Origin of the sequence: Secundilactobacillus kimchicus JCM 15530, assembly GCF_001433995.1 — a bacterium.
GTDB lineage: Bacteria > Bacillota > Bacilli > Lactobacillales > Lactobacillaceae > Secundilactobacillus > Secundilactobacillus kimchicus.
This window is the reverse complement of record NZ_AZCX01000005.1, coordinates 107,728-133,483: the sequence shown is the minus strand read 5'-3', so window position 1 is coordinate 133,483 and position 25,756 is coordinate 107,728. Positions and strand designations below refer to the sequence as shown.

The 25,756-nt window shown below is 48.4% G+C and carries 26 protein-coding genes; 5 read left to right on the top strand and 21 right to left on the bottom strand.

Annotated features, from left to right (window positions below; all coding sequences use genetic code 11):
- The first annotated feature begins 80 nt into the window (after positions 1–80).
- Positions 81–947: a hypothetical protein gene (locus tag FC96_RS08320; RefSeq protein ID WP_056942654.1), complete on the top strand. Its 867-nt coding sequence runs from the start codon at positions 81–83 to the stop codon at positions 945–947.
- A 67-nt stretch (positions 948–1,014) separates the two neighbouring features.
- On the opposite strand, the gene FC96_RS08315 is transcribed toward FC96_RS08320, so the two are convergent.
- From FC96_RS08315 to FC96_RS08280, 8 genes are all read right to left on the bottom strand, one after another.
- Entirely contained in the window at positions 1,015–1,479 is a 465-nt protein-coding gene (locus tag FC96_RS08315) for an alcohol dehydrogenase (RefSeq protein WP_235804744.1), read from the bottom strand.
- A gap of 131 nt (positions 1,480–1,610) precedes the next feature.
- Positions 1,611–2,789: a MalY/PatB family protein gene (locus tag FC96_RS08310; protein WP_056942653.1), complete on the bottom strand. Its 1,179-nt coding sequence runs from the start codon at positions 2,787–2,789 to the stop codon at positions 1,611–1,613.
- A gap of 122 nt (positions 2,790–2,911) precedes the next feature.
- Complete coding sequence (locus tag FC96_RS08305) at positions 2,912–3,757, bottom strand: PfkB family carbohydrate kinase (protein ID WP_056942652.1); 846 nt, start codon at positions 3,755–3,757, stop codon at positions 2,912–2,914.
- Position 3,758: 1 nt separating this feature from the next.
- Positions 3,759–4,268 (bottom strand): ECF transporter S component, encoded by a 510-nt coding sequence (locus tag FC96_RS08300; RefSeq protein ID WP_235804743.1) that lies wholly within the window; start codon positions 4,266–4,268, stop codon positions 3,759–3,761.
- Between the two features lie 116 nt (positions 4,269–4,384).
- Entirely contained in the window at positions 4,385–5,812 is a 1,428-nt protein-coding gene (locus tag FC96_RS08295; RefSeq protein WP_056942651.1) for a glycoside-pentoside-hexuronide (GPH):cation symporter, read from the bottom strand.
- 31 nt (positions 5,813–5,843) lie between these two features.
- Positions 5,844–6,086, bottom strand: coding sequence for a hypothetical protein (locus FC96_RS08290; protein ID WP_056942650.1), 243 nt, complete (start codon positions 6,084–6,086; stop codon positions 5,844–5,846).
- A 394-nt stretch (positions 6,087–6,480) separates the two neighbouring features.
- On the bottom strand, positions 6,481–7,821 hold the full coding sequence (locus FC96_RS08285; RefSeq protein ID WP_056942649.1) for an aspartate aminotransferase family protein: 1,341 nt from the start codon (positions 7,819–7,821) through the stop codon (positions 6,481–6,483).
- Between the two features lie 21 nt (positions 7,822–7,842).
- A complete protein-coding gene (locus tag FC96_RS08280) occupies positions 7,843–9,279 on the bottom strand; it encodes an APC family permease (RefSeq protein WP_420835110.1) in 1,437 nt (478 codons plus the stop codon).
- A gap of 187 nt (positions 9,280–9,466) precedes the next feature.
- Between FC96_RS08280 and FC96_RS08275 the strand changes: the two genes are divergently transcribed.
- Together FC96_RS08275 and FC96_RS08270 are read left to right on the top strand one after the other, a co-directional pair.
- Positions 9,467–9,913 carry an NUDIX hydrolase gene (locus FC96_RS08275; RefSeq protein WP_056942648.1) on the top strand — a complete coding sequence of 149 codons (447 nt, stop codon included), beginning with the start codon at positions 9,467–9,469 and terminating at the stop codon, positions 9,911–9,913.
- Between the two features lie 13 nt (positions 9,914–9,926).
- Positions 9,927–10,775 carry an aldo/keto reductase gene (locus tag FC96_RS08270; RefSeq protein WP_056942647.1) on the top strand — a complete coding sequence of 283 codons (849 nt, stop codon included), beginning with the start codon at positions 9,927–9,929 and terminating at the stop codon, positions 10,773–10,775.
- On the opposite strand, the gene FC96_RS08265 is transcribed toward FC96_RS08270, so the two are convergent.
- The 5 genes from FC96_RS08265 to FC96_RS12770 all read right to left on the bottom strand — a co-directional run bounded on the left by FC96_RS08265 (position 10,772) and on the right by FC96_RS12770 (position 16,159).
- On the bottom strand, positions 10,772–11,626 hold the full coding sequence (locus FC96_RS08265; RefSeq protein WP_056942646.1) for an SPFH domain-containing protein: 855 nt from the start codon (positions 11,624–11,626) through the stop codon (positions 10,772–10,774). The two genes, FC96_RS08270 and FC96_RS08265, sit on opposite strands and share 4 nt — an antisense overlap.
- 375 nt (positions 11,627–12,001) lie before the next feature.
- The gene (locus FC96_RS08260; RefSeq protein ID WP_056942645.1) at positions 12,002–14,041 is read right to left on the bottom strand and encodes a CotH kinase family protein; all 2,040 of its coding nucleotides are present in this window, start codon (positions 14,039–14,041) and stop codon (positions 12,002–12,004) included.
- A 46-nt stretch (positions 14,042–14,087) separates the two neighbouring features.
- On the bottom strand, positions 14,088–14,774 hold the full coding sequence (locus FC96_RS08255; RefSeq protein ID WP_056942644.1) for a DUF4956 domain-containing protein: 687 nt from the start codon (positions 14,772–14,774) through the stop codon (positions 14,088–14,090).
- On the bottom strand, positions 14,755–15,495 hold the full coding sequence (locus tag FC96_RS08250) for a polyphosphate polymerase domain-containing protein (RefSeq protein ID WP_082593474.1): 741 nt from the start codon (positions 15,493–15,495) through the stop codon (positions 14,755–14,757). The genes FC96_RS08255 and FC96_RS08250 overlap by 20 nt, the downstream gene beginning before the upstream one ends.
- A gap of 31 nt (positions 15,496–15,526) precedes the next feature.
- Positions 15,527–16,159: a FusB/FusC family EF-G-binding protein gene (locus FC96_RS12770; RefSeq protein WP_082593472.1), complete on the bottom strand. Its 633-nt coding sequence runs from the start codon at positions 16,157–16,159 to the stop codon at positions 15,527–15,529.
- Positions 16,160–16,306: 147 nt separating this feature from the next.
- Between FC96_RS12770 and dhaS the strand changes: the two genes are divergently transcribed.
- Both dhaS and FC96_RS08235 read left to right on the top strand, forming a co-directional pair.
- Positions 16,307–16,888 carry a dihydroxyacetone kinase transcriptional activator DhaS gene (dhaS, locus tag FC96_RS08240; protein WP_055679812.1) on the top strand — a complete coding sequence of 194 codons (582 nt, stop codon included), beginning with the start codon at positions 16,307–16,309 and terminating at the stop codon, positions 16,886–16,888.
- A 56-nt stretch (positions 16,889–16,944) separates the two neighbouring features.
- Positions 16,945–17,586 (top strand): SDR family oxidoreductase, encoded by a 642-nt coding sequence (locus tag FC96_RS08235; protein ID WP_055679811.1) that lies wholly within the window; start codon positions 16,945–16,947, stop codon positions 17,584–17,586.
- A 118-nt stretch (positions 17,587–17,704) separates the two neighbouring features.
- Here FC96_RS08235 and FC96_RS08230 read toward each other — a convergent pair whose 3' ends face one another.
- The 8 genes from FC96_RS08230 to FC96_RS08195 form a co-directional block, all read right to left on the bottom strand.
- The gene (locus FC96_RS08230; RefSeq protein WP_056942642.1) at positions 17,705–18,829 is read right to left on the bottom strand and encodes a VanZ family protein; all 1,125 of its coding nucleotides are present in this window, start codon (positions 18,827–18,829) and stop codon (positions 17,705–17,707) included.
- A gap of 99 nt (positions 18,830–18,928) precedes the next feature.
- The gene (locus FC96_RS08225; RefSeq protein ID WP_055679810.1) at positions 18,929–19,870 is read right to left on the bottom strand and encodes a Dyp-type peroxidase; all 942 of its coding nucleotides are present in this window, start codon (positions 19,868–19,870) and stop codon (positions 18,929–18,931) included.
- Between the two features lie 123 nt (positions 19,871–19,993).
- Complete coding sequence (locus FC96_RS08220) at positions 19,994–21,292, bottom strand: pyrimidine-nucleoside phosphorylase (protein ID WP_056942641.1); 1,299 nt, start codon at positions 21,290–21,292, stop codon at positions 19,994–19,996.
- Between the two features lie 22 nt (positions 21,293–21,314).
- The gene (locus tag FC96_RS08215; protein ID WP_056942640.1) at positions 21,315–22,271 is read right to left on the bottom strand and encodes a sugar-binding transcriptional regulator; all 957 of its coding nucleotides are present in this window, start codon (positions 22,269–22,271) and stop codon (positions 21,315–21,317) included.
- Between the two features lie 25 nt (positions 22,272–22,296).
- A complete protein-coding gene (gene deoD / locus FC96_RS08210; RefSeq protein WP_056942639.1) occupies positions 22,297–23,013 on the bottom strand; it encodes a purine-nucleoside phosphorylase in 717 nt (238 codons plus the stop codon).
- Between the two features lie 12 nt (positions 23,014–23,025).
- Positions 23,026–24,219, bottom strand: coding sequence for a phosphopentomutase (locus tag FC96_RS08205; RefSeq protein WP_056942638.1), 1,194 nt, complete (start codon positions 24,217–24,219; stop codon positions 23,026–23,028).
- A gap of 12 nt (positions 24,220–24,231) precedes the next feature.
- Positions 24,232–24,882 carry a deoxyribose-phosphate aldolase gene (gene deoC / locus FC96_RS08200; RefSeq protein WP_056942637.1) on the bottom strand — a complete coding sequence of 217 codons (651 nt, stop codon included), beginning with the start codon at positions 24,880–24,882 and terminating at the stop codon, positions 24,232–24,234.
- Positions 24,883–25,031: 149 nt separating this feature from the next.
- Complete coding sequence (locus tag FC96_RS08195; protein ID WP_055679809.1) at positions 25,032–25,550, bottom strand: TetR/AcrR family transcriptional regulator; 519 nt, start codon at positions 25,548–25,550, stop codon at positions 25,032–25,034.
- Positions 25,551–25,756: the final 206 nt, after the last annotated feature.

Here is a 25,756-nt window from a genome sequence, read left to right as displayed (position 1 = left end):
TTGATGGGCAAGATTACTCACGGGTCGTGGCCTTTCACTACGTTCTCTTCAAGCGTCGCCGGTTCGCTGGAGCCACCAGTTTGCCTGATTTAACGCCCTATTTGACGGGACCGTTAGATGAAATTGCCTGTTTCACGGAGGCCTTTGGAAAATGGGGGCACCTAGAACTGGCCAATATTCAGGCCCTGACGACGTTTTTCTTCTATCGCGTTGGCCTTCTTCAAGTTGCGGACGCTGAACAAGACCGCTTACTCGCAACTGTCATTGGTTCTGACCGAATCGTCTTAGATCTCGCCCAACACGAATTAAAGCACATTACCGAATACCAGCCTTTTTTCACTGCTGGGACCGACGAAAACCAGCGGTATGGGGCCTTGATTCGCCAAACGTTCACAAAACTGATGTTGATCTGCAAGTTTGGCTTTATTAATCCACACACGTTTCATTTATTGGACCAGCACGAAATTCCACTCTACACGACGCCTGATGAGCAAGCCCACTACGAGCACCTGAAAACAGCTATTTCCCACTGCTTTAATCAATTGAACGGTGCTGACTGGACGTTACAAATCGACTTCTTTAGTCGGTCAATCTTTCTGCTGTTGAGTTCCATTAAGTCGGACTACGCCCTGACCCAAGAGCCGCCACACGTTAGCATTTTCATTCAGCAGGGGAATAACCGCGAACTCGTGCAGCTGATTGAGGCCAAGCTACAACTAATTTTTGGCCAGGATAAGATCGTCTTTTCAAAAAACGTGAATGATGCTGACATTGTTTTGGTGAACAACATTATTGACCTGGTCCAGGAATCAGCAGTCAAAGACCCTGAAAGCCTGCTCAATGACCGTCGGCTTCACCTGTATTCGTTAACAGAGTTAACAAACACCAGTTACTTTAATAAACTAATCAATGACCTCACCACAGCGCTGCTTAGCCGGGTATCATAGTACAAAAAAGGCTGCCCACTCAGATGCACATCATCTGAGTGGGCAGCCTTTTTAACTGGCCTACCAATTATCTAAGTAGTGGATCACGAAACTGAAGTTCTGCTTGATGCCGGAATGACACGGCTTGGTTAAAGTTGTGGAACTTCCGATTAATGACGTATTTCCCTCGCACCATTAATCGGGCAACCCATTTCTGGCTTTGCTTGTCCCAAGAAACCCCAATCACCCCAGACTGGTTATTCTTATCTGTTAACCGCAACACCGTACCGTTATGAATTGGTAAATTATCGGCGACCCCTATGTTTTGCTTAGTTGCCGCAAAGCCTAACAGCCGATCTCTACTCTTTTCTCTCCGTAAGCATCCGCAACTCCGGACGCGACCCGTTCTTAACCGATACCCGTCCGTTTCGATGAACCGACCACAGTCGCATTCACAAAGCCAACGTGCGTTGCCATTTTTGGAATTTCCAACAAACGACACAACCATTAATCGGCTATACCGGTTTCCAGTTAAATCTATTCGTTTCCCCACATAAACCATACCCCTCCTACAAGGTATGGCTTTAGTATACCGTATTTTATTGGCGCTAGATTATCACAAATTGACGCGGAATCGTCAATTTGTGAATAACTTTGCCATATCGCTCGGCTTGGCAGGCGAACTTACGCGCCCTGATGGCGTTGGTCAAACGCCTGCAACCGCTCGATGGCTTGGTCAAGCACGCTGAGATCCACAGCAAAATTCAACCGCATAAAACCGAGACCCTCATCACCATAACTACTCCCAGCATTTAAAACTAAATGGTCCTGGCCCATTAACTCATCAATCAGTTGGTCTTCTGACAGGCCATAGGCCCGGAAATCCAACCAAGCGAGATACGTGGCCTCGGGCCTCATTGGAACAATCCTGGTCGTCTCTTTCAGGGTAGTCACCAAGTGCTCACAATTCTCTGCCAGGTAGCCATTAACCGCATCTAGCCACTCAGCGCCCTTTTCATAGGCGGCCTGAGCGCCGACCAGCCCCATTGTATTGAGCTCTTCAAAGGCCTCTGCCGCAGCCGCATCCTTAAGTGTCGCTAACAGTTCCGGGTGGCGGGTCACCATGAAGGACACTTTACTGCCGGCCATGTTAAATGCCTTAGTGGGTGCCTTAAACATCACTGTTTTAGCCACCTTATCCGGGGCCATCAATTTTGAAAGCATCGAAATAGGATAATTTTGCGGCGGGGTTGTATCATCATGAATTTCGTCGTCTAACACCAAAATGTTGTACTTGTTGGCTAAGGATTGCAGTCGTTGTAGCTCGGGTAACGTCCAAACTCGACCACTCGGATTGTGCGGATTACAAATCACCATCGCGGTAGTGTTCGCCACAGCAAGGACGTCTTCAAGGGCCTCAAAGTCGATGGCGTATTGACCATCGATCTCTTTTAGCGGAAACGCCACGAACTGCCGATGATTCCCCGTCACGATCTTCTCATATGGCGTGTAATACGGGGCCATTACAACAATGCGGTCGTTGGTCGCCGTTAAATGGCGAATAGCAAACGCCATCGCTGGGACAACGCCTGACGCCAAAATAATCTGATCTCGCGTTAATTGGACGGAATGGCGGACCGCCTCCCAGTGAATAAAGGCTTGATAAAAATCATGGCTAGGCGCAACATAGCCCAAGACCTGATCGTCCAACACTGACCGCATGGCATCCAACACGAAATCTGGTGTTGCAATATCCATATCAGCGATGGTCATCGGCAGCATCCGGTCGTCTCCAGCCGCCCGGGCAATATCCCATTTAACGCTGGGCCCATTTTTTCGGTTAACGTGCGGATTAAAGATCATGGCAATTCCCCTTTTCTCATATAATGACTTTCCTTAGTTTAATTAAACCAGTTTTGTAGGTCGTTGAACATGTTTTTGCGTGATCTCATTCAAAAACAATCAAAAACCCAGTCCCGCAATAGTTAACGGTCACTGGGTTTGATTTTTTGTTGCACCTGGGTCAAAGCAGCGCCCAACTGCATCCCAAAGCGCGGTTCAATACCAGAATCACGGGTAGCCAAAATACTCGTTGTCGTGGCGTCAACAGCTGTGAAAACCGCCTCTGCCAGAGTATTTCCATGCCAGAGCGCACTGGCTAATACCGCTGTGAAAACATCGCCGGCGCCGTAGTAATGGCCGGCGATTCTGTCGGTTGCCGCCACGTCCCAACGATGATGATCATCAAAAACCGTCAACACCCGATTTTGATTTGGAACACCAGTGATCACCACCTGGTTCACATTAGAAAACCGCGTTCTCAGTCGGTCAATACGCGCGATAACCTCAGCAATCGTTGGGTGAGCGCTGGCAGAACCGCCCGTTAAAAACTGTAACTCCGTCCAATTTGGCGTCATCACAGTCGCCTGATTGAGCAACGGTACTAAGGCCTCTGGATAAGTCATTGGCAACCCTGGGTACAGACCGCCACCATCCGCCATCACCGGATCAATTACCACCTGCGGTAAGGCCAACATTTCAAGTTGCGCACTCAACGCCGAAATGGTCCTTTCATCCCCAAGGTAGCCAACAACGGCTCCTGAAAATGATAATTTAGCACGTCGCCAATGGGCGAAACAGTCACGCAGCCATTGTTGAGAATCAACCTTGACGGGCTGACCAAACCCCTCAGTCTGCGTCGATAATAACGTCGTCGGAAGTGCCGCCACCGGTACCTGCGCAGCCGCATAAACGGGCAGTGCCGCCGTCATAGAAAGTCGCCCCACCGCTGACAGATCCTGCGCCACAATGAGTGGCGTTACCGGTACCATCCTATTCTCCCAACACATGCGGTAACCGGTTTTCAAGCGGCAACGCAATCACAACCGCCGCAATCATAGTGACCGCTCCTTGGATCGCATTAGTCGCAATACCCGCTATTCCGGCTGCCGCTCCATATAACAGGGTGTCCGTCACAAAGTAGCCGACCACCATCACCACTGCGGCCACCACTAACGCAACAACCTTTTGGGCGTGACCTTTATCATGGCCGAGCCATCCGGCAACGTAACCTTCAAGACCGTGAACAATCAACGAGAAGATCATGTACTGCGCATAGCCCGAAATTAAATCCAATAGAAAGCCACTTAGTGCGCCAACATATAACCCCTGGCGCCGCCCCAAAACCAAAGCTGCAATAAAAATACCCGTGTCGCAGAAGTTAATATTACCGTGGGTGAAACTAACGGGAATAATCAAAATTCGGGCAATGGCCACTGTTAGCGCAATAAGCATCGCGAGAACCACAATTTCCCGAGTTGATTGGTGACGTGTTGTTCTCAAATCAACCACTCTTTTCTCATCATTTTCCAATATTCTAACACAGAACGCCGCCTCGTTAAACACACAAAAAGATCGATTTGTCGGTTGGACAAATCGATCTTTGCAGCATAATGCTCTTACTGCTTATTTGAACTTTGTTTAGCCCGTAGTTTTTGTTCCAACTCCGTCACAATCTGTTTGTGCCGGTCTTCAGTTAACTTCACTTTCGTAAAGTAGACGATGGCCGCAAGCACAATCAAAATGATTGGCGCGTAAAACATGAAGGACTTAAAAATAAATAACTGGTGAGCCGAGATATCACTTGGCTTAGCAGACCCAATCATTCCTGATTGAACGGCAGCAAAGGCCACGATCCCGTTCGCAAAGGCACCGGCTAACTTATCAATCAATGGCCGAACGGCGAGTGTGACGGATTCGTTTCGGTGACCGTTCTTCCACTGACCATATTCCACACTGTCAGTAATGGTCATGAGGGCGGCCAAGAAAATCATTGGGTATGGGAAGAAGAAAACGGCAATGGCAATCATCACCATGGTGCTGTCAGTTCCCGCAAACATGAAGATTAAATAGCCGATGATCATCATCCCAATGCCACCAATGTAAATGGCTTCACGGTGAATTTTAGCAACTAACACGGGGAACAATGACACACTGATAACCCCAAGAACGGCCATAATCCAACCGGCATACGTGAACTGTTTAGCTGCTCCTAAGACGTAGGTGAAGTAGTAAAGTAACAGCGAGTTTGTGACCACGTAACCCATGGCAAACAAGAAGTAGGAGAGTGCCAACCACATGAGTTGGTCGTTTTTACCCAGCGCTTTAAAAATCCCGATCACTGAGGTCTTTTCAGTGTCTGACCGGATCAAGCTCTTGTTTTCCTTAGTTCCAGCAGCGGTTGCTAAGGCTCCAAGGAAGGAAACAACCCCGATGACGATCGCAAAACCCAACCAACCGGTGTGGTTTTCAGCCCCATTTTTGGCGCCTACTAGCGATGAAAACCAAACGACTAATGGCACGATGATGATTGGAACCGCCTGGGCCCCAATTGTTGATCCTAACCGACCAATCGTCCCAAATTTGGCCCGCACCCCTTCATCGGTGCTCAAAGCGGGGAGCATTGACCAAAAGGCAATATCTTTAAACGAGTAAAAAATATCAAGAATAACATAAGTGATTCCAAATAAAACTAAGTATAAAACTGGATTAGACGTCGTTAGACCACCAAAGTCAGTGAATAAAATGATCAGCATGACGGAACTAATGCCGGCCCCAATCATTAACCAAGGCTTAAATTTCCCCCATCTGGTCTCTGTGTTATCCACCGCACCACCGATCAACGGGTCGAAGGCAATTTCGACGATTCGGATAATCACCATCATCGTCGAGACAAGATAAATCATTCTCGAGTTAAAGGCTTTGTCCGCCGTATCAAACACCTGACTAGTGATAAAAATCATCACGTAAGTCGATAAAGTGGCATAAAACGCGTCATGACCAAAGGCCCCTAAAGCATACGAAGTGTACTGTTTAACATTTTTCATTAGCCAGGTTCTCCTTAGAATTCAAAACGGCTTAGTAACGCCGCTCAATGATTTTTTGTAAGATTTGATTCCGTTGCTCTGATTTGGCAATCCCAAATCGCGTCTCTTCCAAGTCATTGAAGTCTTGGGCAAGTAACATCGCCTCAAGGTACAGCGTTAATTGTCGCTTGATGTACACCTTATCTTCCTCGTCATCGCGCTTCGGATTACCACCCAAAACGGCTTCTGCAAAAGACTTCGGATCTAAGGTGATCTTTTCATCTTTATCCGCCATCACCAATACCTCCTCAAAATAAAATCTAACGCATAATAGCTAAACCATTGGATCAACGGCTAATACCTGACAGTTGAATCGGTAATCATCAGCCATTCTTGTAACCGCTTACCTAAGAATAAAATACCTTTCCTGAAAAATCAATAGAAAGCGCTAACAAAATGAAATTAATTGTGAAATCAGCTTACATTTTACGGGTAAATTTTAGTAAAACTCGATTGAAAATTTTCCTCATATTACTTAAAAACGGTGATATAACAGACAAAAACGACGGTAAATTTTAATCTAAAACCATGGCCACTTCACTTCGATATTCTTTTCACAATTCATGAAAACTAAACGTTGGTCCCCATTTTTTAGTTGCAAAAAAAGACGGTCCGCAGACCGCCCTTTCCTACCAGCCGATTTGATCAGCATTCGCAGGTAATTTTAGCTGACCAGCGGCCAACTCGGAAAATGCTTGCGCCAAAATGACAAAGGCTTTATTGAGCTGTTCTTCAGTAATCACCAGTGGCGGCTGGAATCTTAAGACATTGCCCCGGAGACTGATAATAATGGCACCAAGTTCAAAGACGCGATAGATCAGCTTGGTTGTGGCAACCGGATCCGGCGCATTCGTTTCCGGATCAACAATGTCGATGCCACCGTCCAATCCATACATCCGAACGTCGCCAATAAACGGGTATTTCTGCTGCTCTGCCTCAAAGAACGCTTTGGCTTTTTCACCCAAAATTCGGCTTTGATCGAGTAAGTGCTCCTGTTCAATCACATCAATTGTCGCCATTGCAGCCGCCGCTGTCACAGGGTTACCCGCTGTTGTGAAGACGTGGGCTGGTGCCCCAAGTGATTCCATAATTTCTTGCCGGCCGATAACGGCACTGAGCGGGAGCCCTGAGGCCAACGACTTGCCGACCGACATCAGGTCCGGTTCAAGTCCCGGGAAGTTTTGAATTGACCACCACTTGCCCGTTCGGCCCATTCCCTGATTTACTTCATCGATGGCAAACAAAATGCCATGATCGTGAGCGAAGTCCACCACTTGGCGCAAATAACGGTCAGGCGCTTTAATGATGCCCCCATCCCCTTGAATGGGCTCAATCACAACTGCCGCAACTTCTTCGGCCGGCAAATAGGTCTCAAACGGAAGCGTAAAAGCCTTAAACATCCGGTCAACAAAGGCGTCTTCGGACTCTCCCGCCAACCGTTGCCAAGGATCAGGAAACGGCACCTTCACGATTCCGGGTAATAACGGGGCAATCTTTCGACTCATATTGAGACTGACAGCGGACAGACTCAGTGAGCCATAGGTTGAGCCATGATAGGCCCCCGTAAAACTCACAATGTACTGCCGGCCAGTATACGCCCGGGCAAACTTAATAATGGCGTCATTGGCATCTGAGCCTGAGTTCCCCCAAGCGAGTTCGGTGGGTCCACTAATGGGAGCTAGCGCGGTCAATCTGGGCGCCAGCTCGGCACCATTGGTATTGGCAAAGTAAGCGGGCGTGTACTGGATCAACTTTGCAGCTTGATCCTGAATAGCCTGAACCACGTGAGGATGCGAATGCCCGGTATTCGTCGCACTGGCACTCGCGAGCAAGTCAATATACGCGTTCCCATCCACATCCGTGATCTCAGCGCCCTGCCCCGAGTCAATCACAATGTTGTAGTACTTGACCCGCGCCGCCGTCGCAAACGCGTCATCTTCATCTGCTAATAATCGTTCGTTTTTGCCCATAGCGATCCCTCCAACTGACGCTTATTTTGGTTCTTTTTTATTCAAGTAAGAATGGTGCATCCCGTAAAATAGGTAAACCAATAGACCGACAATGAACCATCCAAGGGCGTAGATTTTAGCATCAATATCAAGTCCCCAGAAAACGGCCAACGCGCCTAAGAACGCAATGAACGGCAAAACCGGGTACCATGGCATCTTAAATGAGGGTTCCGGAATGTCTTTTCCTTCACGCGAGCGGAGTTTGTAGATTCCTAGAGAAACAAACATAAACGCAATGAGCGTCCCAGCTGAAATCAACTGTGACAAAAAGGCAAACGGGAACAGTGACCCAATAATAACGGCCACGATTGTAATCAATGCTAAGGCGTGGTTCGGCAAGTTTTTCTGGTTCAACTGACCAAGCCACTTTGGTAACATTCCGTCACGACCAAATGAGTATACGAGCCGTGAACCGGCCAGCATCATCCCAATCAATGCTGTAAACATCCCAATAACAGCCACCCCTTGGACCACACTAGCTACCAGGCCATGGCCACTCTTACGTAAAGCCCAGCCAACGGGTTCCGCATTGTTGGCATAATCGCTGTAATGAAACATCCCAACGAGCACAAGCGCTACCGCAACGAACAGGACGACGGCGATGGCCAGTGAACCTAAAATACCACGGGGCATCGTTTTTTGTGGATTCTTCGCTTCTGCAGAGTTCGCGGCAATCGAATCAAACCCGATGTAAGACAAGAAAATCATCGAAACCCCTGCGTAAATGCCTTGCCAACCCCCGAACTGATTACCATCCGCACCAACGTGATGAGCTGGAATGAATGGCACATAGTTTTCAGCGTGCAGGGCGGTTGCCCCTACCACGATGAAGACCAAAACAGCCAAGACTTTAAGCACCACCAAAATGTTTTGGACCCGAGCGGCTGTAGAAACACCGCGCATGAGTAGAAAGGCCACTAACAAAATGATCACAACGGCTGTAATATCGATAACGCCACCGTCGGTCCCTAACGGATTGGACAGGGCCTTAGGTAAATTAAAGCCTAACGGTTGCACCAAGCCTCTAAAGTTAGCGGACAGCCCCGAAGCCACGAAAGCCACAGCAATAAAGTATTCCGCCAGCAGTGCCCAGCCGGCGATCCAGCCAAACCCTTCACCAAAGACCACGTTGATCCACGAATAAGCAGAACCAGCAAACGGCATTGCCGCGGCCATTTCAGCGTAGGCAAAGGCCACAAGTCCGGCTACGATTGCGGCAGCTAAAAATGATAAGGCAACCGCTGGACCGGCATGTTGAGCTGCAACGACCCCCGGCAAAGTAAAGATTGAAGTCGATACAATCGTTCCAACCCCCAACGCTAGGAAATCCTTGACTCCTAGAACCCGCGCAAGATGTGAATCCTTGTCTTGATAGACCGCTGGATCCTCTCGTCGTAAGAAGTTATGCATAAAACTCATTCAAAGTTCCTCCTGTTTTTGATTCGCCAAAAAGTGCAAAACAAAATTATTAGAAATAAATGAGTATATTTTAACAATCTTTTTAATGCTAAGTCAATAGGTGAGCTCAATGAATCCGCTTCACTCACAAATATTTTGCGTTGTAGTGGGTAATGCGTACAATGAAGACTGAAAGGAGGCGTCATTTATGAGCTATATTTTGGACCTGCGAGCCAAAGTCGGCAGCCAACCACTCATTTCGGTGGGTGCCGCGGTGATTATTTTTAATGAAACCGGCCAGTTTTTGCTTGTTCACCGAACGGATACCCGGACATGGGGACTACCAGCTGGTTCGAAAGAACTCAATGAGGCCTTGGAAACTACAGCCCAACGAGAGGCTTGTGAAGAAACGGGCTTGCACCTCTCGAATTTAACCGCCCGGTTCACCTTAAGCGGTCCCAACTGCCAGTTTACTTATCCCAACGGCGATCAAATTGATGCCGTTATTGCAGTCTATGACACCCAAGTCACCCAACAGCAACCACTGACCCCTCAACCGAGCGAGACTTCAGAGGCCCGTTTTTTTGCCCCGTCCTCATTACCCGAGTTAACACCGCTGACTCGTCGTGTTTTAGCACGAGCCGCACTGCTTTGAAAGGAGCTTTTTTATGAAAAAACTGATCATTAACCATCAATCCGTCCCGGCCATTGGACTTGGTACTTGGCACATGGGCGATAACCCCCAGACTCGAAAAAACGAGATCTCAGCCATCCAAGCTGGCCTCAACGCCGGGGCCCGCGTCATTGATACCGCTGAAATGTACGGTGCCGGCCGCTCTGAATCACTGGTGGGTGAAGCCATCCGAGATTATTCTCGAGAGACGTTATTCTTAATTTCAAAAGTTCTCCCCTCAAACGCCTCAATCGGTCGGCTAGAAAAAAGTCTAGATGCCAGCCTTAAGCGGCTACAAACCGACTACTTGGACCTGTATCTCTATCACTGGCGTGGCACAACCCCGTTAGCCGAAACTGTCGCCGAATTAGATCGGCTGACACACACCGGCAAGATCCGGGCTTGGGGCGTCTCAAACTTCGACTACGTTGATATGCAAGAACTCCTACAACTGCCCGCCGGCCAAAACGTCGCAGCTAACGAGGACCTCTATAACTTAGGCAGCCGTGGCACCGAAGTCCGGCTTCAGGCCTGGCAAGAGGCCCATCAGATTCCCTTTATTGCGTATAGTCCGGTTGGCGCTGGTGATTCGTTAGGTGCTAACATGACGGCCAGTCCTGCCGTTCAGGCTGTCGCTGAGCGCCATCAGGTTTCAACCTACCAAGTTCTACTCGCTTGGGCGATTCGAAACCCTAACATTCTAGTCATTCCACAAACAAGTGACCCCTCGCACGCTGAAGCAAACGTGTTAGCGGGTAACCTCACGCTGACAAAAAAAGACCTGATCGAACTCGACCAAGCCTTTCCTAAGCCAACGAGCGAACCACCGTTGGCCATTCTTTAATTTGTATTGGTAGTGTTAATAACCGGTTGGGTCCCACGCTCGGAAATAATGGTCACCATGACGTTATTGATCAACTGAAGTTTGCGATCATCTGACAATTGCAGGCCGGTATCCTGCTCCAACTTGGCAATGGCGTCTTCCGTAATGGAAACGGCGCCTTCAACGATTATCTTCCGGGCTGATAAGATGGCTGACGATTGCTGGCGCTGGAGCATGGCATTCGCAATCTCGGTCGCGTAGGCTAAGTGGGTCAGTCGCGTTTCAATGACCTGCACACCTGCAATCTCCAATCGCGATTGCAACTCTTGAGTCAGTTGGTCCGAGACTTCAGTTGGGTTGCTTCGTAGCGTCGTGGTCTCCGTCTCGTTAAATGAATCATACGGAAATTCAGAAGCCATGTGGCGAATGGCTGACTCACTTTGAATCTCAACGAACGCTTCGTAGTCGTCGACTTCAAATAGCGCCTTGCTCGTGTCCACAACCTTGAAAACGATCACGGCCGCGATCTCAACCGGATTGCCGCGAAGGTCGTTGACCTTTAGCAGGTTGCTATTAAAGTTGCGGACCCGTAGCGAGACCGTTTGCTTATTAGTGAGCGGCACCGTCATGTACAAACCAGCCGTCCGAATTGTCCCGATGTAACGGCCAAAAAACGTGAGGGCTTTGGCTTCGTTTGGCGCGATAATGGTCAGAGAGCTGCCTGCCACCAGCGCAATTAAAATCAGAATAACCCCGACGATGATCATCGTGACCGTCGCTAATTTGAGACACCATGCCCCGCCCAATAACAAAATAATGGCCACAATCAATCCAAGGTACCCGTTAACGTGAAAAACCGTTTTTTCAGACATTTTACCCACTCCTTTGATGTTGAACACCGGACCTAAATAGCAATAGCTGCCGATTATTGTTCAAAGTGGTCGATTCGCGAGTCACTATACTATGATTCTGACAGATTTTAGCTATAATCACAAGTGAATCTGAGTCGTTGCGACTGCACAACCTCCCCCTGTCAGTTAATTAATTGAAGAAAGGGTTCGCCTTTCTTCGCAGTCAACTCCCCCTGACGACTCAGATTTTGCCGGAGGATCGTCCTATCCCGCCGGCAATACTTATGCTGACGGATGATTTTTGTTCGAACTATAGCGGGGGAGATTATCCCTTTAATCATGCTAAAAACGCCACGACCGGTCTTAACTATTAGACCTGGAGTCGTGGCGTTTTTATTAGACAGTTTCCGTTGCATTTGAATGAGATGCCGTCACTGTTGTTGGTTGGTAACCAAAGTGATCGTCCAGTAATTTCACCCGGACATCAACGGTATCGGCAATCTGCTTGTAACTTGTAAACCACTGATTCATTTCTGATGGGTTCGCCAATTGGTCAACCACGTATGCTTGTTCCGTTGGCTTAATCATGAAGTCGTGAAAGGCGTCCTTGATGTTAGTTGCATCAATTAAGCCCTTCTGGCGTAACGTGGCATAACGGCTAGCCACCTCATCGGGGAACAACGTGGCGATGCGTTGTAGCAGTTTGTTGTGTGATGGGAACTTCGTCGTCCGCGAGGCACTGAAATAATCAGCATCGGGCTTTGTCAGGTATAAACCAAACAGGCCCATTCCCCAGGTTAAATCCATATCATACATCTGCATGCGCCAAGTTTTCCCACCATCATATGACAGGTACGTAGCATTCTTGGCAATGTTATCCATGCCGCCAATTAAATTATCAAAGAGGTAATAGTCTACAGCGCTTTGGACGTCCATATAATCACCAATGTGGGCTTTAAATTCGGCATCGGATGACGTATTCACAAAGGTCAGTAACTTGTTAAAGTTTGCGCGGCCCGTATCCGATATCGGCCCTGATTCAACTGAAAAATCAGTATCATCAAGTTTGGCTTCATTTGCTTCAAACATCAACGCCTTAGCGTTATTCGTGTTTCCCATAATGGCGATATCATCAGGATTATCCTTATCCATGCCCCAGAGCTTTTCGTCTTTATCCACGTTTAACGTGTAAAGGCCTTGCAGCTTACCGTTGGTATAGACAAAGAGTGGGTAGCCTTCAACCGACCCCGTGTTGGGTGCTGATTTCAAAGCTACGGGGACGTTATCTTCACTTTGCACGATTTGACTCCAGAGCCCGGCGTTCACCAAATTGCGTGACATTGTCACATCAGTTGCATTGGCCTTCAATTGGTAGACGTTTTCCTTCTTAAAATCTGCAAAGAGCTTGAGGTTCAGTTTCTTAGTCAACTCAGCATCTTCGTACAACTTGATCTTATAGTTTTTCTTCGGCAAAATCTGCGTTGAACTTCCCGACCAGTTGACCTTTGCATAGCCGGTCTTTGTCACCTTCGCCACCGGATCATAGTAGGTAAAGGTCATGGTTGACGGATTACTCTTCGTCGCCATGAAAAGATTCCCATCAAGTTGCATCGTCGGAATGGCGGTGCTTAGTTCACTTTCTGGTTTAAACGGTTTTGGCGTGTTCCCAGCAAAATTCAGTGGTAAAAATTTACCCAGAGGGTACGCAACAGCTTGAGCCAACCGCCAAAAAGCCGTAAATAAGTGTTTAGCCGGGAGGTTTTGTTGGGACCACTGGTCGGTGATGGCTGTGGTGCCACGTGCTGCATCCTGAAGCCAGTTATGGGTCGTGCCGGAATTGCCGAACATATCGTCAAGGGTCCCAAACAGACCCCCAGTTAGATCCCAAACTAAGTTAGACTTTCCGGCCTTGAGGTTACTGATGTTGCCATTAATAATCTTCGAACGAGAATCATTGGCTGAGCTAGCCGTATTCTCGTTCGGGTAAAACGTGGTTGACCCCGAATTTGTGGCGGTTGCAGCTGAACTTGCCGCGCTCGGCGCGACTGATTGTGTGCTCCCACTATCAGTGGTCTCACTAGCTGAAGAACTTGAGGCCACCTCACTGATTGCGGTACTCGACGGCGCTGCCGAGCTTGCCGCAACCGACTCAGCAACCGAACCAGACGAGGCCACCGTAACAGCGGCGGTGCTCGTCGCAGTCGACGCCACCGAAGCGGGCGTTGAGGCGGCCTCAGAACTGGCGGTTTCAGAGCTTGAACCAGTTGCTGAACTCGTGCTAGCCGCCTGATTTGATGTCACTGGCTGCGTTGCTTGGACAGTTGAATCCGTTGATGCCGCATGGGCGTGCGTCCCATATGCATTAATGGTCAGCATTGAAAGTGTGGCGGTACATAATAATACTGCGTACTTAGCGGTCTGTTTAGTTTGACTCATGATGATTCCCCCTAGAATTAAACTCACTACTTCTCTTAATCCAATTTTATAGTTCCTGCGTTCGTGACGAAATTTTGCTCATCACAACTGGCAAATTACCGTTTCGCACCCGGACCTCATCAATCAGGTGCTTTTCTTGACTCACATCCTTGAGCTTTACGTAATACGACAGCTCGTAGACCGAACCCATCGTCGTCGTTTTAACCGAATCATACTGATACTCGTACGTAAACGTTTTAAGTAACTCGTCGAACAAATTCGGATAGTCCAACTCCTCAGGAATGGTAATTCGCAACTCCCGCTCACCCGTTTCTTGTCGGGTCCCAAACTTAGTCAGGTTTAAGATCAGCATTAACGAGCCAACGATGACGGCAAAAAAGACGGCGTAAAAAATGAATCCCATGCCCGTCGCCAATCCAGTACCCATTGACCAAAAAATCGTGGCAATGTCGCGGGAACTCCCAGCAACAGACCGGAACCGAATCAGGCTAAATGCCCCAAGAACAGCTAATCCAGTGCCCACGCTCCCGTTCATATTAACGAGCATCACAACCAATTGCACGAGAACTGGCAACGTGGCCAGTGTCACCACAAAGTTCTTGGAATAGGCGTTTCGAAACATGTACACCCACCCGATAAAAAGTCCTAACACGATTGACGCCATGATGCTGCCTAGAATTGTTGGCATTGTATACTGCACCGTCTTACCGGTTTCAAACAGGTTCTGTAACATTATTTGTCTCCCCCTGACTAATGTAGTGTTCATAAATGTAACCATACTTTGAAAATCGTCCCCGAACGAGGTGCAGCTTATTCACAATATCGGAAAACCAGATCGGATAAGCCCCCATCGCTTTGACTTCCATAATCACGTCAAAGTCGGCTGTGATGGGCTGCCCAAAACTGCCATCAGCCATCGTCATGTCATCCGTGCGATAACGAACATCGAAATCAAACGTGACCCGAAATTCAGCGTCATCGGCTTTAAACAGCGCAATCCGGTCGTAAACGACCAAGACCTTAGGTTCCAGTTGATAACGGTCAAACACCCACTGAATCTCGCGTTGAATCTGAGCTTCATTGGCCGTTAACGGTCGGTCCATCACCCGGATTTGACCGGGTGAAATCACCTGATGAATTGTTCGGTACGGGACGCTAATGCGTCGCTTATAGACCACCCGCTCAATCTTTTTCTTGAGTTCCAAAAAAATCGGTTGTTCCGGGCCGGGCGTGCCATAACTTCGAAGCCGAAACTTTTCCTTATAGTCGCCACCGGCCATACTGCTCTGAATCATCTGATAGTCGGGTGTATCGAAGTACAACGACATGATAGCGGTACGACCATACTCATCTTCCTGCATATGAGACCCCATTAAACGGCGAAGCGCTAAATAATCCGCCATACTTAACAGGTACTTCATTTCGCGGCGCTCAAAAACTCGCTTAAGTGCCATTTGCTCACTCCCCTAGTGTGCTTTTCTCCCCTTAGTGAGGATGCACCGTTTCCAAAAATGCCTGCAACCCCTCATCGCTAGTGAATTGCCGGTTACACTGACCACTATCACGACAAATGTAGTTCCCATTTGTCCGATAATTGCCGACGTGATTGGTGGCGGTTGTTGCCGTAAACATCGACACGCGACTCATCGTTTGGCAAATCGCGCAAACCCCGTTGTGGATCCCTGCTGATAAAGTCCCACGGACGCCAACGAGCCGATCAGCTTGAACGGCCACGATAAATTTTTGATGGGTGGCGATATCATTCCAGCCGAGATACGTCAGCATTCTAAGGTCTAACCGTTGCCAATCCGGTTCAACCAAGTGGTGGCTCTTTTTAAACAACGTCGCCAAAGTGGCCGGCGTCACCGATGGGAATCCCGTCACCTGTGGCCGCAACGTCGTCAGCGCTTCGGTCGCCTGTTCGATGGTCAATCGTCGATTCGTCAACTCAAAAATAAAATTCGTTGTCAGCGCGTCGTCCGCAATCAAAAAAGTCTTCGCTAAGTCAATCGCGTCGGCCTTTAAAACGTCTAAAACAACCGGGTCAAGGTTGGCGGAATACCCCGCAACAAGTCTTGCCACCCCGTTTTTTAAGACCGTGAATTCAAAAGGTTTCATCCCTATCCAAGCCCTTCTGCAGCTATCAAGTCAACTGCTGTCTGGTTTTCATTATACCCAAACATTGTGGGACAAACAACGCGTTAAGCTGCAATTTATGACGGTAAAAGGGTTACAATGAGCATAGGATTTATTGGAGGTGTTTTAATGCTAAAAACCCAACAGAAAATTGCGACTGCCACGAAAGAACTTGTGGTCAGCGTCCCCTTTGACGCCGTTTCCGTAACCGCTATCATGAAGCAAGCCCAATTGCGACGCCAAACATTCTATGATTTTTACCGCGATAAGTACGACGTCTTAGCTTGGATCTACCAAACCGAAGTCGGTGCGGCCGCCACCAAATGTGAAACGTTTCGGTACTGGACGCAAACCGTGGACCAATTACTCCACTACTTTCAGGATAATCAGACCTTCTACCAACGAATTTTCGCGCTCGATACGCAAAATGCCCCGGAGACGATTATTAAGGCCCACTTTAAAACGATGATTAAACAAATTCTCGCTGACCTCGCTCAAACAAAACATTTTTCGGTCGACAACCGTTACTCCCAGTTCTTGCAAACCGCGTTAAGTACGGCCCTATACGCCACCATTAACGACTGGCTCACCGACCAGGACCGACTACCGTTAACCGAAGAACGTCAGTTTATCTGCAATTACCTACAAGACGGTATCGACGGCCTAACTGAGCGACAGCATCCGGACAGTCATTCATCAGTTGTCCGTTAAAAAGATCAGCTGAGATCGTTATACTTGGCTTATCCAAACATTGAGGAGTGGTTTAAATGACTTCTGTTTTAATTTTAGGTGCTAATGGTAAAATTGCGCGGTTGGCAACCCACCAGTTGTTAACCGAGACCCAGCATTCGCTGACGCTCTTTTTACGACACGCCGACCGCTTGAGTGTCAGTGATCCCAGTCGCGAGCGCGTCATCGAAGGCGATGCGACCGATGTCGCCCAACTCAGTCGCGCCATGACCGGTCAAGACATTGTTTACGCCAATCTGGCTGGTAGTAATATCGAAGCACAGGCTCAAGCCGTCGTATCAGCTATGAAAAACAGCGACGTTAAGCGCCTCATCTGGATTTCAACGCTGGGAATCTACGACGAAGTCCCAGGAAAATTCGGTGAGTGGAATCACCAAATGTTAGACGGCGGCTACCTGGAACCCTATACCGCAGCGGCCCACGTAATTGAAACCAGCGGATTAGCCACCACCATTATCCGGCCCGCTTGGTTGTCCAACGACGACACGGTTAACTACGAACTCACTCAACGCAACGATTCCTTCAAGGGTACCGAGGTCTCACGTAAGAGTGTCGCCGACCTTGTCGTTTCAATCATTAACGACCCAACCACTCACATTGGGGCCTCGCTCGGGGTCAATCAACCCAACACCGATGGCGACAAACCCGCTTTTTACTGATGGTTAACGGCAACTGATTAGCCTCGTTGTACCGGCTAACGGCATACTAAAAACCCACTTCAAAAATGAAGTGGGTTTTTTATCCAACTTTGAAGCTAACCGAATCGCGTCGTTCTACCTAATAAGTGGAAACCAGGCGCGTCCCGCTCCACCGTTCGAAAAATAAATCGTGACTGGGCCGAAAAATATCGACCAACACATCCAGACCCATCACGAGAAAATTAAGTCCGGTGTAGGCCAGTAACCCAAACGCTACCCGGTCAGAGAGGACCAGTGGTAATTTTAATTCGGCCAACACGACTTCGACGATGGTCCAAACGCCGACCAATGAAAACCCAATGAGGGTCCGTAACACCACGTTCTTAGCAGCTAATCGCTCTTGGGGATTGCTTGCTACTAGCTTAATGTGAACGGCCCGTTGGCCAATGGTTTGATGCCAGATTAATTCTGGCAGTAAAATAACCAGACCAACAGCAACCGGCCACAAGACGGGTGACAAGTTGCCCAATTCCACATGCATCACACCCAAGGCTAACTGCAGCAAAATCGTGGCCACCAAAACAAAGATCCAGTCGACCACCGCCGCCGTAGCGTGTCGAAAAGATGAAACCACGTGTGACCGGCGTTGCAACTTGGCCATCGTATGAGCTGACGATGGTAGCAGTGGCAAAACAAGTCGTCCAAGGCCAAAGCCCAGCCAACCCCCAGTGGTATTTAGCAGTAAATCGTCCACGTCAAACAACCGATAAGGCCGCGGATAAATGCCGTAGAGGCCAGACAGCTGGGTCAACTCAAAGAACAGCGATAGCGTAAATGATAGCAGGACCACTTGCCACCATGGCCGCCTAAAATACACGCGCAAGAAGACGCCAAATGGCACCGTCAGAAAAATATTAAATAACGGTTGAATCAACGTCGGGGCCTTGATTGCCGCCAACCAGGTTGCCGGATCACTCAGTCGAAATGGGTTGTACGCCATAAATTCATGGATAAATAACAGCGGCCGCAAATTATACTCTGGCGTTGTTAGCTTCGCCACGGCTGCGACGGACGGCAGTGGAAAAACAATCAAGAAATAAGCGCACATCATATAAAACACAAAGCTGTAAAGCATTAAAATCGACCACCGAGAAATGGCCCCAAACCGGTGATAGTGAACTAGTAAAAACGGAAACGTAATTAAAATCGCCACTAGCGGAAAGAAAACCACCGCTAGTTTAATGTCGTAGAAATAGACCCCCACAGTTTTCAACCTCTCAAAATTCAAAATTTGTTCACAATACTTTTAATGTAGCGAATGTGGGTGGGCCTGTCAACGCATTCCCGACACAACTGCTGGGCGTTACAGGTCGCCGTCAGCAATTCTGTCAATCATTGAGAGGGAGGGAATATAAAATAAATTGCCCGTCACAGGGGTACTAAAATCTAATAACCGGTCGCTTTGAGAAAACATGTTTTCAAGCATCCGGCGAACAACGGCATACTCACGGGAATAACCGATAAAGTAGGTCCCCGTCACGTTTGAAGCAGGGTCGGAAAACGGCACGTTCATCCGCACGATTTTATGTTCCACACCACCCTCGTTATCCTGCGACGCAATGTTGTGCGCATTGGGCGCCTTTTCTTCGTCGGGGAGCTCCCGGTCGGAAAACTTGTGCCGGCCAATGGCCTTTTCTTGCTGGTCCGTAGGTAAGTCTTTCCACGCGTCCATGTTGTGGTTGTACTTTTGGGCAAACGCATATGACCCGTTAATGAAGGCTGGGTCTTCATCACCGATTACAGCGTATTCTGGTGCCTGCAACACACTGGGATTTTCGGTGCCATCAATAAACCCGATAATTGCCCGGCCCTCAAAATACCGAAAACCGTGCGTTTCGTCTTCAACGGTGGTGACGCCCCGGAAGAATTCACTAAACTGATCCATAATTTCGTAAACAACGGCCTCGGTCACCGCTCGAACATGGAAAAATAAATCGCCAGGCGTTGCTGGTGCCGTGTATTTTGGCCCGACCACGGGTTCAAAGTCAACCAGTTGCTTGGGCTTATCTGCATTGGGAAACAAATACGTCCAACCGGCGTTACTGAAACCGACTGCCACCGCTAATTTGGCATCTGGATAGCGAATATTCATACTGTTGACAATTGAGGGATAGCTCTCAGCAAAGGCCTGCACAGCCGCCAGTTCTGCGGCCTGGTCAGTCCGGTTAAAAACCAGTGTGGTGAAGTTAATATGTTCTCCTGCGTCCTTATAAACCGCTTGAATATCAGTTAAATCAATTGGCATTTAAGTCGCCTCCCATTACCTAGTTTGTAGTGATTCTAAATAAAGTATAGCACAAAAATTCCGCTGTCAGTCATCAAAAACCGGATAAGTCCAACCCTTGGATTGGTTATCCGGTCATTTTAATTAGTTAATAATCTCGTGAATTAACGTCAGTGGCTGCGCATCGTCCGCAATTTCAATGTTGTCATACAACAGTTGTTTAATATCATCAACCGCTTCTCGATTACTATGAATCGTCAGCAGTGAGTCACCAGCCGCCACCGGGTCACCAACCTTTTTGTGAAGTTCCAACCCAACTGCGTAGTCCAGTTCGTCATCCTTAGTCTGGCGACCACCGCCCAATAATAGGCTCGCAATCCCCAGTTCATCCGCGGTTATTTTTGCGACCACGCCAGCCGTTTTAGCTGGCAACTCAATCTTGTAGCGAGCTTGTGGTAATCGGGTAGGGTCTGAGACAACCTGACCATCACCGCCCTGAGCTTCAATCATTTGCCGAAAGACCGCCAACGCGGAACCATCATCAATGACTGCTTGCAGTCGCCCGCGAGCTTCGTCTAAGTCTGCTGCTTGCTTAGCCAACACGACCATTTGACTTCCAATTGTCAAGACCAGATCAGTAATGTCTGCTGGGCCATGCCCCTTTAAAATATCAATTGATTCTTGAATTTCTAAGGCGTTGCCAATCATGTTGCCAAGGGGCTGATTCATGTCCGAAATAACCGCCATGCACTGCAACCCAACGTTTTGGCCGATTGAAACCAGAGCGGTCGCTAAGGCTTTTGCATCTGCTTCACTCTTCATAAAAGCCCCCGACCCGGTCTTAACATCTAGCACTAAGGCATCGGTTCCCGAAGCAATCTTTTTACTCATAATGGAACCCGCAATTAACGGAATCGAGTCAACCGTGTCCGTGACGTCTCGTAGTGCGTAAATCTTTTTATCCGCCGGCGCAATATTTCCCGTTGCCCCAACAATTGCCACTTTGATGGCCTTAACCTGATGCTTGAACTGGCTTTCTGTCAACTCCACGTTAAACCCTGGAATGGCCTCTAACTTATCAAGCGTGCCACCAGTATGACCTAGCCCACGCCCCGATATCATGGGGATTGGAATCCCTAGAGCGGCAATCATTGGCGCTAACGGGATACTCGTTTTATCACCAACACCACCAGTCGAATGTTTATCGACCTTGATCCCCGGAATGTCGGACAAGTCCAATTGGTCCCCTGACTTCAACATCTGCATCGCTAGTTCTGCCTGTTCCGAATCGGTCATGCCGTTGAAGTAAACCGCCATTAACAACGCACTGGTCTGGTAGTCCGGGATGCTACCATCAGTAACTCCGCCGACAAAAAACTGAATTTCCTCGGCTGTTAAGGTCCCACCGTTTCGCTTATGATCAATCACGTCGACCATTCTCATCATTCGTTCCTCCTGACCCGTTCTAATCTGCTTCGTCTATGAGGCGGTGAGCGGTGCCAATATCGGTAATGAGGCAGTTGGGATACCCCCCTGCCAAAGCACCTTTAATTGCGTCAAATTTTCGTTCACCACCCGCCACCAATATCGAGTGTTCTTTTTTAGCTAGGTCGGCGAGTTGAACCCCGACAGTTCGGCGGTCAATTTCGGGGCAGGCCACGTTTCCGGCAGCATCGTAAAACCGAGAACAAATGTCACCGACCGCATGTGCTTGAATTCCCGCCTGTTCAGTCTCTGAAAAATACCCCGTTTGAAATAGTAACGCATCGTCGCGAACCGTCCCAACCGTGTAAATTGCAATGTTAGCCCGCTGTCCTAGCTCAATCATTTTATGAATATGCCGGTCTTGAACCACAATGTCGTGGGTGGTTTGAGTCCCAAAAATCACGGGTAAGGGTAAGACGTTTGGTGCAGTGTGAAACGCCTGACTAAAAGTCATCAGAATTTCTTCGGCATACACCGGCGTTGGGGTGTAGGTCACGCTACCCTTTAGTTCAACTAACGCAACATTTTGAGCCGTTTGCGCACCAAGGTGACGCGCGACTTGATACATCGTCTTACCCCAGCTAACCCCAATAATGTCGTTATCTTTAACCGTCTGACTCAAATACTCCGCCGCGTATTTACCTAACGCCGTCGTTAACTCGGTATAGTCCTTACTGCTCGTATAAACCACGTGGGCGGACGATAACCCGTACCGTTTTTCAAGTGCGCGTTCGAGGTTTTGAACGCTAGCGTACGGATCAACAATCTTAATTTGCACGTAACCTTGGTCTTGAGCAAACTGCAATAATCGAGAAACCGTCGGGCGTGAGATGGCTAACTGACTCGCAATCTCTGCCTGGCCAAGCCCTGATTCATAGTAGAGCCGAGCAACCTTGATGCTATCGAAAATACGCTTTTCATTGGGTTCTTTTTCCATATACCTATCCGACCTTCGCTATTGATTAGTCCTCGTCACACTTAATGGCCGTTTCTAACGCAACGGTTGCCATGTCAGCAAACGACGACTGACGGTCCTGGGCAGAAAGAGCTTCCCCGGTTGTGAGATTGTCACTCACCGTGTTGATAGAAAGCGCCGATACGCCGTATTTTGCAGCCAACATATACAGGGCTGCCGTTTCCATTTCCGTCCCTAAACAACCATAATCAATCAATTGCTGAATGTCTAGTTCGTCATTATAAAACCGGTCTGCACTGAAGATGTTACCGACCTTCACTTCAACGTTGGCTTCCTGGGCCGATTGGTAGGCCTTCAGTAACATCGAAAAATCAGCCGTTGGCGCATAGATAACACCGTGATCAAAGGTATTTTGAATAATGGCCGAATCAGTGCTGGCCGAACTGGCAATTAGAATATCGCGAATTTTAATGGTTTCGCCAAACCCACCGATGCTACCCACCCGCATGAGGTGCTTAACGCCAAAAAATTTAATCAGTTCGTTGGTATAAATTGAGATTGATGGGATCCCCATACCAGTGCCCTGAACAGACACCCGATGGCCTTTATAAGTTCCAGTAAAGCCCAGTGCATTTCGCACGGCATTGTACTGAACGACATCATCCAAAAAAGTTTCCGCAATGTACTTTGCCCGGAGCGGGTCTCCTGGCATTAAAACGGTTGGGGCGATGTCGCCCATTTCTGCACCAATGTGTGTACTCATCGTTTAACCCTCCTATTTAAGGTCATCCAAAAATGACTGGCCCTGCGTTGTTTGAGCAACATCAAAGTTTGCTAGCACCGTGGCCCCAAAATCACCAAATGTCTCCCGAGTGCCCAGCGTGCGGCCCCCAGTCTTGAAGTTTGGGGAGTACACGAGCAACGGCACGTATTCGCGGGTGTGGTCGGTGCCCTTAAAGCCTGGGTCATTTCCGTGATCAGCCGTTAGAACCAGTAAATCATCATCATTTAGGGTCGTCAGCAACTCACCAAGCTGTTGGTCAAACGCCATTAGCGCCTCTCCAAACCCTTCTGGATTTCGGCGATGACCGTACATCGCATCGAAATCGACGAGGTTGGTAAAGCTAAACCCGTGGAAATCACGCTTAGCATTTTCAATTGTTTTAGTCATCCCATCTGCGTTGCTGGTAGTGTGCACCCCGTCGGTAATCCCAACACCAGAAAAAATGTCGTTAATTTTACCAACCGCTAAAACATCCAGCCCCGCCGCCTTTAAAAGGTCTAGGTCCGTCGTGCCCGTTGGTTTTAATGCAAAATCATGCCGGTTGGCGGTTCGGGTAAAGTGATCCTTATCTGGTCCCACGTACGGCCGCGCAATGATACGACCAATTCGGTAAGGTTGGTCGATGGTTATCGACCGAGTGTACTCGCAGATCTTATACAGTTCATCTAGTGGAATCACGTCTTCGTGGGCCGCAATCTGGAGAACTGAATCTCCCGATGTATAGACGATTAAATCACCCGTTTGCATCTGCGTTTCACCATAGTCGTGAATGACGTCGGTTCCAGAATAGGGTTTATTGACAAGACACTTGCGCCCGCTAAAAGCGGTAATTTGATCGAGGAGCGCTTGCGGGAATCCGTTCGGGAAAAAGCCAAGCGGTTCTGTGACCGGTAACCCCATCATCTCCCAGTGACCGTCCATACTATCTTTGCCGACCGACATTTCGTGCATTTTGCCGTAGTACGCAAGTGGTTGCTCGGTAACTGGGACCCCTTCAATCGGAGCGGTTACTCGAATATTGGATAATCCAAGCTTTTGCAGGTTGGGCAGCTGCAAATCCCCCTTCCAGAACGCCCCAACATGGCCAAGGGTATCGCTACCCACGTCATCAAACTTAGCAGCATCTTCAGCCTCACCGATACCGACAGAATCTAACACAATGCCAAATACTCGTTTGAAAGCCATCATGGGTTCCTCCTATTTCTCGTTCATAATCGCAACACTAGCACTGACGCCTAAGCGGCTTGCCCCCGCAGCAATCATGGCTTCAGCTTCAGCTCGAGTGTGGATACCACCTGACGCTTTAACGCCTAACCGATCTCCAACCGTCGCACGCATGAGTTTCACATCTTCAACCGTGGCACCAGCCGTGGAGAATCCAGTGGACGTTTTGACAAAATCAGCGCCGGCTTTTTCGGATAGTTCACAGGCCCGGACCTTTTCTTCTTCAGTTAATAAAGCGGTTTCAATTATCACCTTCAAATGTTGTCCCGCCGCGTGAATCGCGTCTGCTAGGGCTTGGATGTCAGTCAACACAGCCGTGTCATGCTTGGCTTTCAGCTCGCCAATATTGATAACCATATCCAGTTCATTCGCGCCATCTTTCATGGCCTGTTGGGCCTCAAACACCTTGCTAGCCGTTGAGGTCGCCCCCAGTGGGAACCCGATCACGGTGCAGGTATTCACCCCCGTCCCAGCCAAGGCTTGAGCCGTTAATCTGACCCAGTACGGGTTGATACAAACTGATGCAAATCCGTATTGCTTAGCTTCATTGATGACTTGCGTCACCTGATCTTGAGTGGCTTCCGGCTTCAGTAATGTGTGGTCGATATATTTTGCTAATTCCATGACGTCAACACTCCTCTAATAATCGTTCTTTTGATAACGCTTTCATTTTAACATGAGTGTGAACATATGTAAACGTTTCCACTGAAACAATGTAAAACCACCAAAAAACCGTAAAAAAAAAACGAGCTCCCTAGCTCGTTCCAAAAGCATTAATTCACTGTCATGTGACTTGATAACAGCTGCATGGTACGGTTCAATTCGTCTTCATCAACTTCGAACCCGTTGTGATGATAGTGGTCCAACATCCCCATTAGTAGGCCAACTAATGCGTCGACCATCAACGGTGAATTGTCAGCTGCTTTAATCAGGTTAACAAATGGATCGTTACTTTGATCCCCATCGTACTGGACCTTATCAGTCACCATTTTCCCAATTACACCACTCACAACGTCGGTTAAGTTCATCCGACTCTGCCGACTCGGTGACAGATGTTTCAAAAACCCAGCGTGACTCTCAACGTAAGTGGCAAACTGAACCAGTAACGGTTCGTCTGATTCACTACCATCAAGGGTCTCCAGCGCTGCTTGTAACAGTAGGTCATTCTTATCATCAAAATACCGATAGAATGTACTACGTGTAACGAAACTTTTCTTGGCCACTTGTGAAACCGAGATTTTATCAAAATAATCCCGACTCAAAAGCTCCAAGAACGCGGTAATGATTTGCATTCGCGTACGTTCCTGAATTCTCCCCATATTAAATTACCTGCTTTCCGGCGATTCACCCAAAATAACTTTGTCCGTGAACGACCCCCACGTCGAACACTTGACTTAGTCTTAGTATATAGGAAAAGAAGCTTGACTTTCAAGTTTTTACGCTAAATAAAAGGACAAAATTCAAATTTAGCAACATATTCCATCCCAGCTAAAGCAGA